The organism is Sporosarcina pasadenensis (genome assembly GCF_047228845.1).
In the GTDB taxonomy this organism is placed as follows: Bacteria; Bacillota; Bacilli; order Bacillales_A; family Planococcaceae; genus Sporosarcina.
Genome location: NZ_JBFEGM010000006.1, coordinates 1 through 15,157, shown reverse-complemented (window position 1 = coordinate 15,157; position 15,157 = coordinate 1). Strand labels below are relative to the sequence as shown.

Here is a 15,157-nt window from a genome sequence, read left to right as displayed (position 1 = left end):
CAACTCATCTGTTCCTGGGCGGCGCCGCTCCCGGCACCTCTACCCTCTCCGAACATAAAAGTTGTTACAACCTTACTATTCATTCAATCAATTGTCAACCTTTCGATAATATATGCAGTTCCACGATTTTGTAAACTTGCAGCTCAAGCGGTACAATAGTGGGAAAGAAACTCGAAAAAAGGTGAACCTATGCGAATCAATAAATTTTTAAGCGAAGCCGGCATCGTCTCCCGGCGCGGTGCAGATAAATGGATCGAAGACGGACGTGTTACAATCAACGGCCAGCCAGCAGAACTCGGAAGCAGAGTCGAACAAGGGGATGAAGTCCGTGTTGACGGCAAACCCGTAAAAACAGAGGATCAGCTCGTCTATATCGCTCTTAATAAACCTGTCGGCATTACAAGCACGACTGAGAGACATATCGAAGGGAATGTCGTCGATTTTGTTAACCATCCGCTCCGCATCTTCCATATCGGGCGACTCGACAAAGACTCCGACGGTTTGCTACTTCTAACGAATGACGGCGACATCGTGAATGAAATCCTGCGCGAAGAACACGGCCACGAAAAAGAATATATCGTCACTGTCGACCGTCCCATTACGAAAGAATTCATTAAAAACATGGAATCCGGCGTCGAAATCCTCGACACAATAACGAAACCATGCAAAGTGAAACAACTCGGCCCACGCAAATTCAACATTACGTTGACACAAGGGCTAAACCGCCAAATCCGCCGCATGTGCTCAGCACTCGGCTACAACGTCAGACGTCTGCAACGAACACGCATCATGAACATCCATCTCGGTAATTTACCGATCGGACAGTGGCGTGAACTGACGGATAAGGAACTAAAGGAAATGTTTCAAATGCTTGATTATGAGCCGAAAAGGTGAATACAACAGGAACGTATAAAGGGCGATACACATTGTGCAAGTACAATATGTATCGCCCTTTTTATACGCATCCATGATCATTACAGAATGTTTCAATCCTGTGATAAATATTAAAAAGGAGCGCATACTGTTTCTTTTTCGTAGGATTAACACTATAATGCGCACTAGATGATTTTTTACGAAAGATTATACTTCTAGCTTAAGGAAGGAGATCGATTATGAAAAAAATAATGTTTACATTAATCACCGGTCTACTGGCCATTGTTTTAGTGGCATGCGGGGGAAATGACGAAAGTTCAGAAGCAGGTAATAATAAAGCAAAAACAGCGGAAAATGAACAGCAAGAACAAATGGAAGAAATGCAAAAGAACTTAGAAGCACAGCAAATAGATGAAGATAAAACTGTTGCCATAGTGAATGATAAAGAGATTTTAGGAAGCGACTATAATATCGCTTTAGCATCTATACAAGGACAAATGCAGCAAATGGGACAAGATCCGACTTCCAAAGAAGCTGCAGAGCAAGTGAAAACCCAAACAATTGACAGCTTAGTCGGACAAACCCTCCTTCTTCAAGAGGCAGATAAAAAAAGCTATAAAGCTTCAGAGTCAGATATTAATAAGCAACTGGACGAAATAAAAAATCAGTTTAAAACAGAAAAAAAATTCAAAGCAGCTCTTAAAAAATCCGGCATGGATATGAAAACGCTTGAAACTCAACTAGCTGACGATATTAAACTTAGACAGTACGTTGAGAAAGAAGTGCCAGCTGGCAAAATAACCGATGAAGAAATTCAACAAATGTATGATCAATATGCGGAACAAGCAAAGAGTATCGGACAAGAAGCTCCAAAGCTTGAAGAAGTAAAACCACAAATAGAACAATCTCTTCATCAGCAAAAACAGCAGGAGCAACTCGCTCAGCGGGTTGAAGAATTAAAGAAAAATGCGACGATTGACATTAAGATTTAAGATGTACAAAAGAACTACCCGGTTGCACCCGAGTGGTCACAGTAATTGATAGTCTCCCTGTAAGGGGACGGCTTTCGATTGGAATAACCCATCCAAAATGAGCGCTGAACTCAATGATGGGTTATTTCTTTTTGTCATTTGACAGTATCAGGCATTCACACCGTCGCTGCAGCCGACTTCTCCTTCCTCACAACCCTCTTCCCAAAACCCAACCCGACATAAGCGGTAATCAAAAGGAATGCCATCGCTCCGAGCAGCATGGCGCAGCCCATATACAAGCCAATTGCCGGATTATTCAGCAACGTCATAATTTCCCCGTTGACGATTTTCGGTATGTTGAGATAGAGGAACGGCGAATACTGAGCAAAATCATCCATTTTCCAGCTCACTAAATACCCTGCTAAACAAAGCAATCCAGTCAGTGCGTACACGACTAACGGCTGGCGGATGAAGAGTCCCAGGACATTCGTCAAAGCAAGCAGGAACAATGCGATACAAACATATAGCAAAAGGGACTTCAACAAAAACTCTCCAAGCGGCATGAAGTGATAGCCGCCCTCGAATGCTCGTTGCCCTGTAAAATCAAACGATTGGAATTCTTTTCTGCTATGATAATGCAGCACCGGATACATCCAGTCGCCAAACCGGTTGAACACCGTTCCGACGAGCACGGCAAACAGGAAAACAACGATCGCACTCCCAATAGCAATGGCAGAACTGAAAAGCACTTTTCCAAGGAAAAGGGAACGCTTCATGATCGGCAATGTCTCAAGCAACTGCAACGTCGGCCTCTTCCCTCGCTCACCAGATAATCCTGCGCCTACGAGTATGAGGAATAAAATCAGCGGAATGAAGTACAAATAATCGCGGAAATACATGAAGAGCGAAAATAACCCGCTATGATCTACTTTACGATTCCACATTTCATTCATTTTCTTCTCCTTCCGGTGTTCCTCTTTCCATTGGTCATGGATGTTCGGAATATAGGTGCCCGCAAATACCGGTTGGATATGATGATCTTTCATCCACTCTATTTGGGCAATCGCTGTTTCATAGCCGAAAATGGTGAGTGGATCATAATTATGCTTTTTAACCTCTTTCAAACCTTCAAGATATCGACGGTCATTGGACAGCTGATAATCGTATAAGGGGGTCCAATCTTTATTTCCATAGGCCTTCAATGCTCGTCCAGCAAGCGTGGCTTCTTCACGGGCTACATCTATATTCCCTTGAATGTGTTCAATATTATGTCCATACATCAAGTCCCCATCTTCACCTCTTGCATTCGCTTCTGCAATAAGCTTCTCCATTTCTTCGATGGTTTCCATAAAGTAACCGATGAGTCCCGTCTCATTCTCCGCATCTTCTACAGTCGACGCTAACCTTTCGAGAGCCTCAGTCTCCTTCTCCTTCGCTTGCTCCGCGAAATAGAAATAGCCGACAATAGCAACGATGAATAAGACAATCAAAGACTGCCCGACAAGCCCCCTCCGCTTCGACTTCCGCCATTCAAACAGACTATTATTCCAGACAGGGAGGAGATGTGTCATCTTTCCTTTATAGTACGGCTTCAGTTCCTCGGCCGATTTAAATAAACCACGTTCGCCTTCACGCAAGAAAATGGTTGCCGCAAGCAATAAAACGCTCCATAGAAACGCCGAAATTGCATACAGCCATATCGGATGCGTCGGTATTTCGGACAAAAACCGATCTGCACGGAAAAACTGGAAAGGGTTCCAGGGTGTCTGCATGATCGGCAGTGCATCCGTCAGTACAACGCCGATCATTGTAAGGAAGCCTGTCAGCATAATCGTTGAAAATGAGCTTCTTAATTGCGTACCGATTAAAAGCAACAAGGCAAAAAGGAATGCCCCCACTCCCACAAATAGAATCGTCGCATTCAACAAATGTTGCCATATGGGAATGATGGCGAAAGAATCGCCTGTTTCCAGAAACTTTGGATACAACAAATCATTGAATGTGTCTCCGAAAACAACCGGAATCACCCATCCGCCAATCGCTATGACAACTAAATAGAAAAATGTTACAGTTAGCAATCCGGTATACTTCGCAAGCAGCAATTTCCATCTGCGAAGTGGCTGCGTCCTTAACGTCAACAAAGTCTGCTGCTCCTTCTCTGAAGTGTAAGCGTTCCCGAAAAGGAGCAATAGCAGTAAAAGTCCGGCCGGTCCTAGCAAAATGGGAGCTATCTCACTCATTTGCAAGGCAGGGGACACCGGATCGGTTTCATTGGCATATGGCAAATCACGCTTTACCAAATAAGCATTCTTATCGATAGCCTTTTCCCGTTCCACGCCCTCTAGTATTGTAAAGACCCCTCCGACTTCCTCGTACTTTTCCAATAGCGAGTAGAATCCATTCTCGACCAGCGGAATTTCATCCCAACGCTTTTCGAAAATGGCGCTTTTCCATTGAAACGTGGCCGTCGCCATATTGTTCAAAATATCGAATTGCTCCGCCTGCTCCTCTGTCAGCCTATTCTCCCGGTTCAATGGCAAGAGCTGCGCGTATAATTGATCAACCTTTAAAGCGATAGGACGAATCTTTTCCTCTGCCTCTTTCACCATCAAATCCTGCTCGATTTTATTTTGATAAAAAGACCATCCGACAGTTAGCAGCACCATAACCAATAGCCAAACAAACTTCTTTTGCCGCAGGATCTTCTTCAGCTCAAACTTGAACAAGCTCATCGGCCTTTACCTCCGTGAAGATTTTCCGGTAGCGTTCCTCCGAACCGAATACTTTTTTCTCTATATCATCAATGACGACCCGCTCTTGATCCAACAAATAGAACACACGGTCAAGCCCTACATCTTTCCGGTACAGATGCAATCGGCCATCCACTACCTCCACAGGTATCCCCACTGCTGCCAATGCCTTTTCCGCTTTCACAATGTCGTTCACCGTGATTTGATAGCGAACCTGTTCGAACTCGGCCATATTTTCCTGAATTAAATTCCCTTTCTTTAGGAATAAAATCGATGATGTCACCCGGTCGATTTCCGCCAAGTTATGCGAGGATAATAAAATCGCTGTTCCTTCATCACGCAATGCAAGCAGCAGCTCGCGCACTCGTATTGCGCTCGTCGGGTCGAGCCCGTTCAACGGTTCATCCAAAATCATCAGCTTTGGCTTGTTCACGACTGCCATCGCGAGCAGCAAATGCTGTTTCATTCCAAGCGAGTAATTTTTCACTTTCTTATTCAAATAACTCTTTATGCCAATCCGGTCCGCCGTCGCAAGCAGCTGTTTTTTCGGCAGCCCTTGCACATCGCAGATGAACTGCAAATGATCGTACCCCGTCAAATAATCGTACAGCACCGTATTATCCTGCATGAACGAAATCTCACGGAAAATATTCGGATCCCGATTACTCTTTCCAAGGACTGTCACTTCCCCTTTAATTGCAGGCAACAGATTCGTTATGATGTTCATTAACGTTGACTTCCCCGACCCGTTCGGCCCAACGAGAGCAATGATCTTAGGTTCTTCAATTTCAAATGTAATCCCCTTTAGCACCTGTTCCTTGCCGAATGATTTGTGAACATCTTTGACAGATAAAATCATACCGCCAACTTCCCCCTTTTCATTTCCACTTATCTCCATTATACTATAATGAAAATTTAATTGACAGAAAACATTGAATTTAAAACAAACAAAAAAAACCACCTCGTAGTTACATTTGAGGTGGATTGTTTCGTTCGATTCAACTTGATTTCAACAAATTCTGTGCATACATACAGTCTAAAAGGTCCTTCACGGCAACTTCCCCTGCATGAATCCATCTATTTTTATTAATGATCTTTCCGTCCTTATCGATTGGTTGCTGGAATTGACTGAAGCCTGTCGCGTCCAAAAGTGAATCACCGTCCCGGTCGAGACCTACGTGTACGACATGCTTGATGATGTAAGGGGTTCCGAATTTAATGGACGCTTCATAATCGTCAAGCTCGCCTTGCGTTACGAAAAAAGGGATTCGGATATAAATTGTTTCGCCGCCTTCTTGGCATAAAATATGGTCGAAGCATCCTCGGTCATAATCCCAGTTTCCACCCATGTGATAGCCGAGCTTGCGAATACAATCGCTTACTACTCCAAAAGAAGCAGTTTGCCCTTCAAGCTCCGTTTGTAATTTCAACATGATTTCTCCTCCTCCTAAGTCATTTGCTTTTCAGCATTCACAAAAGAAGAGGGAGACATACCCCATGTCTATACAAAGAGAATGAAAGATAGCGATTACCATCCTTCCTTCGCGGCTATACTTATGAAAACACCAATTTCATTAGATGGAGGAGATAAATATGACTACCATACATAACGAGCAGACGCATTCGAATAATAGGGCATTATTTGCACGTCGCAACCTTTGGTCAGGCATTTTGTTCGGGTTAGGTTTTGTCGCTTTTCTTGATGAGACATTGTTCCATCAACTTCTCCATTGGCATAAATTTTACGATAAATCGACTGTCGCGGTCGGTCTCGTATCGGATGGGCTGTTTCACGCATTCAGCTGGTTTGCGACCGTTGGCGGGTTGTACCTCGTTGCTGATCTGCGGAGGCGTGATGCTCTTTGGCATAAGATGTGGTGGGGAGGGAAATTGCTAGGCGCCGGGGTTTTCCAGCTTTATGACGGTACAATTCAGCATAAGGTCATGCGCATCCATCAAATCCGATACAATGTCGATATTTTACCGTATGATCTCGTCTGGAATATTTCTGCGGCTATCATGATTGCGATTGGCATTGGGTTGATTGTAAGCGCGAAACGAGATCAACGTGACGGGAAAGGAGCGTTTGCCAATGCATGATGCTCATTTTCTGTTGACCGATTTTCTTTTTAGCATTTCTGCTTTTCTTGCGATCGCATTATACATCGGAGCTGTAATCATAACAAACAGACGGGGGCGCCTTCGCAAATGGTCTTGGCTTCGTACAGCTTCTTTCGTTGCAGGTGTACTTCTAGCCGCAGCTGCTTTGGTCGGTCCACTCGCCCGTCTTTCCCATGCCGATTTCACGGCTCACATGGCGGGTCATTTACTGCTAGGCATGCTCGCCCCGCTTCTTATTGCACTCGCTGCACCTATGACTTTACTATTGCGCTTCCTCAACGTCCGTTTAGCAAGAAAGCTTAGCCGTCTCCTGCAAAGTCCTTTCATAGGCTTCTACACTAACCCGGTTGTTGCTTCCGTCTTGAACATCGGCGGGTTATGGCTACTCTATACGACCGATTTGTATTCAGCGATGCACTCGAGCCTTTTACTCCATATCATCATTCACGTCCATGTCTTCCTGGCAGGTTATTTATTCACAATATCCTTGGTTTATATCGATCCTGTCTTCCACCGTTTCAGTTACACGTACAGGACTGTCGTTTTCATTCTGGCGCTCGCCACTCATGGCATCTTGTCAAAATTCATTTATGCATATCCACCGACGGGCGTTCCTATTGAGGAGGCAAGGAATGGTGGCATGCTGATGTATTATGGCGGCGATGCAATCGATCTGCTGCTGATTTTCATTTTATTCCGCCACTGGTATCAATCAGCGCGCCCTCTCAGGGTTGGGAAAGCAGTGTAGTTGCTTAATAGGGGAAGCCTTTTTGATTTTATCGGTCATTTCCCCTCGGTTATCATTCAAATTTACAAGGTTATCGTTCATCTGCGGGGAGTTATCGGTCACTTCGAAAAAGTTATCGGTCACTTTCACAAGTTTATCGTCATTTCATGACCTTCTACCTAGCGCAGACCCCCATTTCAATTTTCCCCAGCCACTTGGACTGACCCTTGCTTCCACTCACTCAGCCACGCATCAAGATGCATGATTGCATCTGCATGGATCGGTTTGCCGATTGTCTTGATGTAATCCTTCTTATACGTAGAGGCGGAAAGTGGTGTCAGTTGTTCTTTCAACCCATGATCCATATTTTCGACAACGATGCATGTCGACGGTCCTTTTACATTTTCAGGAATCCTTTTCGTGAATTCAATACTGGATTGGAAATCCTTTGAGCCATTAATCGCCAATACAGGACATGCGACATGTTGCAAGCCTTCGACAATGTCGTAATCGAAATGCTCGCGGTAATATTTCGCAGGCATCTTAATGAAACCGGCAATCCTGACCACATCCTTATTTGTCGTCGTTAATTTCCGGTACGTTGCTTGTGCCTGTTTTTCGCTTTTATCCAACGTATTGAATTTCCGAATGATGAACCCTTGCAAACCTGTCGCATGTCTCAACTCGGAATATAATTGTTGCCTTTGCAGATCCAGACTTTCACGCAATCCCCCGCCTCCGCCTGATAATAAAACCAATCCATTAAACGGTCTTTTCGCGTACAGTGCAGTCCCGACAATACATCCCTCACTATGGCCAACCACAATGAGCCGATGTGGATCGATGTCAGGATGGGATGTCAAAAACTCAAGGGCATTTTTCGCATCCGTCACCGCGTCCCAAAGCCCTGACTTCTCAAAGTTCCCTTCGCTTTCTCCAACGCCTCGTTTATCATATCGAAGCGTTGCAAACCCCAATTTCGGCAGGTGCTCTGCCAGGTCTCTATACAGATTGAACTGGAATTTCCCTTTTTCCGCATTTGCATCCCGATTCAGTTTGCCCGATCCCGCAAGTATTAGAATTGCTGGAAGCAAACCTTCTTTTGTTACAGGCAAAGTCAAAGTTCCTTTTAATTTGACATCACTCTCAATGACAACCTGTCGATTCTCCAATTGGATCCCCATCGTCATTCTCCCCTTTTTCCTAAAAGCTCCATTAATTGTTCAATGTATGTTTCGATGAATTCCTTGTATTCCCATTTCGTTTAGATTGCAATTAAAAAAAGAGTAGGCCATTGACCACTCTTTTTCTTCGGACGAATTATTTTTCCTCCTTAACAAGAGGAAGAGCCAGCTCGCTTAAAGCGGGTGTGACAGTTATTGTTACTTCACTCGTAGGATTCTCTGTGTAATATCGATCGGTTCCAATTAAGACAAGCCCAATCCTATGCCCTTTTTTAAACGTATATGCTTTCGGTTGCATATCCCAAGTAAGTGTATACTGTTCACCAGCGACAATCGGTTCCGGAGTTTCGATCGAATTCCAATTTTCCGGGTCGATCCATCCTTTTGTGACAACCTCGGGTATGATTCCCCCATAGTCAACTAGCAGTGCCGATAGATTTGCCTCTGGGGCATCGAAGCTTGCAGCAAGTGTTAGTATTGGTGCTCCACTTAGTAGTAGGTCGGACTCCAACTCGTCCGTCATATAAATTAGCCGATTCGGTTGATCATCTTCAGGAGACGAGGCAACATAGTACTTCAACATATCCTCCCCGTCCTTGAACGATTGGCTTCCTTCCAAAAGCTCATTTTCAGTTGCCCCCGTTAGGAGTTTCCCTTCCATTGTCAGTTGAAATGTAACAGGATTTGCATTAATATGCGGCCAATCTTCCCATTCAGACCAAATGTAATCATTGTCTTCGATGCGGACAACGGGTTCGTCCATAATCCCGTTTTCAATGCCGTAAAGCCAATGGTCGAGCCATCTATTCACTTCAAGATTCCATTCCGGCGTATGATTCCAGCTATGGTCTGTATAGCCAATCCACATTTTCCTAGGCGCGTCATTAGTTTTCAGCACTTCCCACCATGTATCGAAATTTTTCGGTCTTACAACGGGATCGTTTTGCCCATGGGCGATCAGTACAGCCGCCTTTATTTGATTAACATTTTGTACATAATTCCGCGCTGCCCAAAAATCATTATAGTCGCCATCGCCTTGTTGCTTATCCATCTCTTCAATTACTTTCAAGCAGTTTTCCGATTTTCCGTTCCAAAGTTTTTTAGAAAAACCAGCCGCAAAATTTGTGTACGTTTCCTTCCCATCTTCCTCGGTGCCATGAGTAACATATAAACCATTGGCACCTAAATAGTCGTACCAACTGCTAATTGCGCTGATTGGAACAATCGCTTTTAGGCCCTCAACCCCGGTTGCCGCCACTGCATTTGCAAATGTACCGTCATAGGACGCGCCCATCATGGCCGTGTCCCCGGTCGTCCAATCAGCAACCCTTTCTTCGCCGTCCGCTGTAAATGCCTTTGCTCTGCCATTCAACCAGTCCACGACCGCTTTTGCGGCAAGTGTTTCCTCATGTCCACCGATCGTTGGACATCCTTCAGAATTCGCAGTTCCAAGACTTTCCCCAGCAACGAATCCATAGCCTCGCGAAACATAATGGCTTCCCCAAAACTGTGAGTTATCTACAAAGGTTTTCCCATCCGCTCCGGTAACTGTAAAATGCTCGTCGTATTCTGAGTAGTGCTCACGATAGGGGGTCATCCAATAGAGGACAGGCACTTTCATACCGTCCTCGGTAGGCGGTCTGACGACTGTAATGAAAACTTTATCAAGTGCCCCATCGTTGTCACTATCCACTTCGGTTTCCACATACAGTTCTTCAATAATCGCGTCGCTCATTTCGTAAATCGGTTTTGTAACGCCATCCTCAAGTTCATACGGCATAGAGTTGGCTAAGACTTTTTCCGGATTACTATGGTAAACGGTTGCCAACGGCGGTTTGTCTACACCAATTTCCTTACTCGCAAGAACGAAACTGCCCACTATGAAAACAAGTAAACTACCAAGAAGTACTCCTGGCCAAAATAAAACATGCCTCCTTTTCATACTGAAATCCCCCTTTGTCTTTTTCCTTCCCAATTTAAGAGTCAAATGTATCGATATGCATTGACGTTGAAATTTAGAATGTTATGAACATTTTAATATAATTACAATTTATGTCAACTGCTTATTAGGGCAGGTCAACTCAAATAAAAAAGGACTACCATGTATTTAGAAGTCCACCTGTAAAATCTCAAACAAATAACACCGCAGATAAATAAACGACAAATGTTACCGTGATGGCGCTTAACACAGTTGAAAAGAGAACTGTTTGGGCTGCCAGATCCGGATATACATCATATTCCAACGCGAGTGTAGAACTATTTCTTGATGTCGGGAAGGAACTTGCGATAAACAAAGATTGGGCTACAACACCATCCAGTCCGAATAGATAGATGAGCAACAATGAAACAGCCGGACCGATCATCAGTCTTCCTATGCTGCTAACGAGAATTGTCCGATTGATAATTGTTCGAAGTTGGATTTGTGCTAGTTGTGCTCCCAATAATACGAGCGCGATTGCCAAAAATGCATCAGCCAGATGACTGATCGGAGACCAGATGAAGTTCGGAATCGGGACTTGCAGCCAATTTAACAAGCTGCCAAGTATCATTGCGTGGATGATCGGCATTTTCAAAAGCGACCGCAATATTTCCAACCCGGTCTTCGTTGCAGAGATCAAATTATACAATCCATATGTATACGTTAAAACATTTTGAAAAACCATTACGATAATCTGAATGGAGATGCCAAGAGGATTCGCTTGGAATAACAGCTGACTGACCGGTATCCCGTAATTCCCGGAGTTGATCAACGAAATGCTGTTTTTGAATATGGCCGATTCCCCCTTGTCCAATTTTAATAGTTTACTGATGATTGCCGTGACAACTATTAATGACAAACTAAAAGCAAATAAATAACCAACGATTTCAAAAAGAACTTGGACATCAATTTCCGTCTTATATAGATTGATGAAAACGGCTGCTGGCATAAGGCAATACGTAATCAAATTCGAAATCGCCCTTAGATTAAATGCAAATTTCCTTTGTAATCCTGCACCAATCACTATTAGGATTAAGATAGGAATAATTATATTTATGAAAATGGTTCCTATAAACATGATGGCCACCCCTGTTCTGAGGTTTTTATTACAGAAATCTCTTCCAATTTAAGTATACAGGAAAGCAATCCGTTCTTGTAATTGAGAAAAGTTATAACGAAGCATAAGAAAAAGGACTTCCTATGTAATCGGAAGTCCTTTTATATGGTCGGCAATGTCGCTTCTGGAAGGATATCAATCATTCCCCAACATATATCGTTCATTTCCCGGAAGATATCAATCAATTGCGGACAGATATCGATTATTTCCCCAATTATATCAATCATTTCCCGAGATATATGGTCATTTTGTGACCTTTCACCTATCGAAGCTATTTATTTTGTCAAAGGTATTTGACGCAAAATGGGGTTCCACTTCATGCAATCTTCCGCGAAGATTATTCCATGACAATGTTCGCCCGCTTCGCAGTGAAATCTTCCTCCGGATAATAAGCATCCTTCACTAATAAGTTCGGCCCCAGGCATTTAACAGCTGGACAATGGCATCCGATCGTTTTTGCAAGCGGACGGTCAAGCCATCTGTCGAGCATTTCGGGCAGAGAATCGTTCTGGATATTGCCCATTGGAGGCGTATCCCCGAAATCGGTTACGATGACGTCACCTGTAAAAATGTTGACGTTCAGACGGGAGCGGCCATCCGGGTCATTGCGTACCGAGACATTTTTGCTGCTGTAAATGCGTTTCAACATCTTCAAATCTTCTTCGTTTTGACTGCACGGATAAAACGGCAATGTGCCAAAGAGCATCCACACATCTTCATTACGCATATCCAATAATTGATGGATTGCTTCCCGTGTTTCGTCGAGCGACAGCACTTCAAGCTGCGAAGCGAAGTCACTTGGGTACATTGGGTGCACTTCATGTCGCGCACACTTCATCTCTTCAACGACTTGTCGATGAATATGAGCAAGATGCGGCAGAGTCCGCTTATTCAGCATCGTCTCAGCGGACACCATGACGCCAGCTTCCGCCAACGCTCGGCTGTTGTCGATCATCCGCTGGAACTGCTCGGCACGGCGTTCCCTTGGCGGCTTTCTTTCCATATTCGCGAACCCACCGTCTATAAAATCATCGACGGTGCCCCAGTTATGGGATATATGCAAGACGTCCAAATAGGGAGCGATTCCCATATAACGGTCGAGAGGCATCGTCAGGTTCGAGTTCATTTGCGTCCGTATGCCGTTTTCATGCGCATATTTTAATAAAGGTAAAACGTACTGTTCAATCGACTTTTTGGAAAACATCGGCTCTCCGCCTGTAATGCTAATTGTCCGTAAATGTGGGATTTCGTCGAGACGGGAAAGAAGCAGGTCAATCGGCAATGCGTCCGGATCTTTATGCTGCAGCATATAGCCGACCGCGCAATGCTCGCATCGCATATTGCACAAGTATGTAGTCGTAAATTCAATGCTCGATAATGTTAATTTGCCATGCTCCTGCACGTCCAAGTAAGCTTCCCACGGATCATAGGCAGGTGACATTATGTTTGGTGTTGCTATAGTATTCATTTCTATGACTCCCTATTAATTAATTACATTAAAATAGTATGAGCTTTATTCCATTCTTTTGCAACTTCGTCATAAAAAAAGAAGCCGCTTCCCCATATACAGGGAAGCGGCCTCTTCATTCACAATCACAAATCCACCATCTCTAAAAACTGCTTTGTCCGCTCGTTCGTGGAGTGGTTGAAAAATGTTTCGGGACTAACTCTCTTTCCCTATCAATTCTGTGCTAAACATCTTTTTTCGGAATTGTTTAGTTGTTAGTAAAATAGTGGCTTGTGAAAACCCGTTGTCACTGACTCGAGCGAATTTATCTACGATTGCCTAGAACACAACAAGTTCTATCTCTCTTCCGTTTATGTAAATAAGAAATAGGGAAATAGACAAGTTAGCAAGGCTTTCATTTATATATAAAGTGAGGTGAAGGGAGTCATGACGTTACAAGGGGACAAAGAAGAAGTTTCACGCGCAATTGTCCACGTATTGAAGGAAGGGCAGAAAGATACTTTCCAAAAAATCATAAGTGAATTAACCCCCTATGAAATATCTATGCATTACCGCGGTCTGCCGCGAAAACGCCGAATCCTATTTTTGGAATGGCTCTCTTTGGATCAGCTGGTAGCACTCCTCAGGTATTTGACGCGCAACGAACAGTTGCGTGTATTGAAAAAGATCGGAGCCGCCCGCTCTACGGAATTATTAGAAGTCCTTAAGAGTGATGACCTCGCCTATCTCCTTTCCGATTTACCGAGCAAGGAGGTCGATCGGCTCATTGCAGAGATGAGGGATGAAGAGAAAAAATCCATTCGTAAAAAAATGAAGTATCCGAAAAGGTCAGCAGGCCGGGCGATGATCAGCCAATACGTATGGGTTCATGAGTCTTATACGGTGGAAAAGACCGTTCATAAATTGAAGTATTTCAAGGACTTTGCCGATTACTTGAATTATGTGTATGTCATTGATGACGAAAAGAGATTGATCGGTGTCGCGTCGTACCGAGATCTGCTTCTGAGCGATCCCGATGATACCATTACGAATATCATGACTACGGATATCGTAAAAGTCCATGAAACGACGAAACAAAGTGATGTCGCCAAAATGATCGGGCGGCATGATTTCTTTTCCGTACCAGTTGTGAATGACGATAATATTCTAGTCGGCATCATTACAGCTGATGACGTCTTGGATATCGTCATGCGGGAAGCGAATGAGGATATCGAAATGTTGTTTGCGTCCGGCAAAGAGATCGACTTCCATACGCGGCCTTTCGTGGCGGCGTATAGAAGGCTACCTTGGCTCGTGTTGCTATTATTCATCGGCCTCGTGTCGGGCAGTATCATCGCGAAATTCGAAGCTACGCTTGAAGCCGTCGTCGCTTTGGCATTTTTCATGCCGATGATTGCCGGGATGACCGGAAATACGGGAACGCAATCATTGGCTGTCGTCGTTCGGGGGCTTGTAACGGAAGAACTGACGATGAAAAAAACGCTCAGCCTCGTTTTCCGTGAACTGCTTGTCGGTATCATGCTCGGAATTATCTGCGGTGCAGTCATTTCCGTCATCGCCTATATTTGGCAAGGCAGCTTCACACTCGGGCTCGTCGTCGGCTCATCCCTCGTCGCGACACTGATCATCGGAACGTTGGCGGGAACCATCATCCCGTTGATCTTGAGTAAATTCAAAGTCGATCCAGCGGTCGCGTCCGGCCCGCTCATTACGACGATCAATGATATTTTGTCGTTATTGATTTACTTTGGAATTGCAACGATGTTCATTTCGAAATTGATGTAGGGATTGAAGATAGTTATACAATAGATGGCTCGCTTTGAGCGCGGGGCCTCCCCCTTTGAGCGCGGAACCTCTCGCTTTGGGCGCGGAACCTCTCGCTTTGGGCGCGGAACCTCTCGCTTTGGGCGCGGAACCTCTCGCTTTGGGCGCGGAACCTCTCGCTTTGGGCGCGGAACCTCTCGCTTT

12 protein-coding genes are annotated in these 15,157 nt (G+C 44.4%); 5 read left to right on the top strand and 7 right to left on the bottom strand.

Going from position 1 to position 15,157, the window contains the following annotated elements; all coding sequences use genetic code 11:
• Nucleotides 1–189: 189 nt before the first annotated feature.
• A complete protein-coding gene (gene rluF / locus AB1K89_RS09455) occupies nt 190–894 on the top strand; it encodes a 23S rRNA pseudouridine(2604) synthase RluF (protein WP_413054531.1) in 705 nt (234 codons plus the stop codon).
• A gap of 218 nt (nt 895–1,112) precedes the next feature.
• Entirely contained in the window at nt 1,113–1,865 is a 753-nt protein-coding gene (locus tag AB1K89_RS09450; protein WP_413054530.1) for a SurA N-terminal domain-containing protein, read from the top strand.
• A 155-nt stretch (nt 1,866–2,020) separates the two neighbouring features.
• Here AB1K89_RS09450 and AB1K89_RS09445 read toward each other — a convergent pair whose 3' ends face one another.
• The 3 genes from AB1K89_RS09445 to AB1K89_RS09435 form a co-directional block, all read right to left on the bottom strand.
• Nucleotides 2,021–4,576, bottom strand: a complete 2,556-nt coding sequence (locus AB1K89_RS09445; protein ID WP_413054529.1) for an ABC transporter permease subunit — start codon at nt 4,574–4,576, stop codon at nt 2,021–2,023.
• Entirely contained in the window at nt 4,557–5,453 is an 897-nt protein-coding gene (locus AB1K89_RS09440; protein ID WP_413054528.1) for an ABC transporter ATP-binding protein, read from the bottom strand. Before AB1K89_RS09440 ends, AB1K89_RS09445 begins: the two co-directional genes overlap by 20 nt.
• A 139-nt stretch (nt 5,454–5,592) precedes the next feature.
• Nucleotides 5,593–6,027 (bottom strand): YugN family protein, encoded by a 435-nt coding sequence (locus AB1K89_RS09435; RefSeq protein WP_413054527.1) that lies wholly within the window; start codon nt 6,025–6,027, stop codon nt 5,593–5,595.
• 160 nt (nt 6,028–6,187) lie between these two features.
• Here AB1K89_RS09435 and AB1K89_RS09430 point away from each other — a divergent pair, with 160 nt between their 5' ends.
• Together AB1K89_RS09430 and AB1K89_RS09425 are read left to right on the top strand one after the other, a co-directional pair.
• On the top strand, nt 6,188–6,694 hold the full coding sequence (locus tag AB1K89_RS09430; RefSeq protein ID WP_413054526.1) for a DUF2243 domain-containing protein: 507 nt from the start codon (nt 6,188–6,190) through the stop codon (nt 6,692–6,694).
• The gene (locus tag AB1K89_RS09425; protein ID WP_413054525.1) at nt 6,687–7,463 is read left to right on the top strand and encodes a cytochrome c oxidase assembly protein; all 777 of its coding nucleotides are present in this window, start codon (nt 6,687–6,689) and stop codon (nt 7,461–7,463) included. Before AB1K89_RS09430 ends, AB1K89_RS09425 begins: the two co-directional genes overlap by 8 nt.
• 176 nt (nt 7,464–7,639) lie before the next feature.
• Here the strand turns inward: AB1K89_RS09425 and AB1K89_RS09420 are convergent, their stop codons facing one another.
• The 4 genes from AB1K89_RS09420 to yfkAB form a co-directional block, all read right to left on the bottom strand.
• Nucleotides 7,640–8,626: an alpha/beta hydrolase gene (locus AB1K89_RS09420; protein WP_413054524.1), complete on the bottom strand. Its 987-nt coding sequence runs from the start codon at nt 8,624–8,626 to the stop codon at nt 7,640–7,642.
• A 136-nt stretch (nt 8,627–8,762) separates the two neighbouring features.
• Nucleotides 8,763–10,568: a CocE/NonD family hydrolase gene (locus AB1K89_RS09415; RefSeq protein WP_413054523.1), complete on the bottom strand. Its 1,806-nt coding sequence runs from the start codon at nt 10,566–10,568 to the stop codon at nt 8,763–8,765.
• 187 nt (nt 10,569–10,755) lie between these two features.
• Nucleotides 10,756–11,685 (bottom strand): AEC family transporter, encoded by a 930-nt coding sequence (locus AB1K89_RS09410; protein WP_413054723.1) that lies wholly within the window; start codon nt 11,683–11,685, stop codon nt 10,756–10,758.
• Between the two features lie 373 nt (nt 11,686–12,058).
• Nucleotides 12,059–13,189: a radical SAM/CxCxxxxC motif protein YfkAB gene (yfkAB, locus tag AB1K89_RS09405; RefSeq protein ID WP_413054522.1), complete on the bottom strand. Its 1,131-nt coding sequence runs from the start codon at nt 13,187–13,189 to the stop codon at nt 12,059–12,061.
• Nucleotides 13,190–13,615: 426 nt separating this feature from the next.
• On the opposite strand from yfkAB, the gene mgtE reads away from it, so the two are divergent.
• Nucleotides 13,616–14,974 (top strand): magnesium transporter, encoded by a 1,359-nt coding sequence (gene mgtE / locus AB1K89_RS09400; RefSeq protein ID WP_413054521.1) that lies wholly within the window; start codon nt 13,616–13,618, stop codon nt 14,972–14,974.
• Nucleotides 14,975–15,157: the final 183 nt, after the last annotated feature.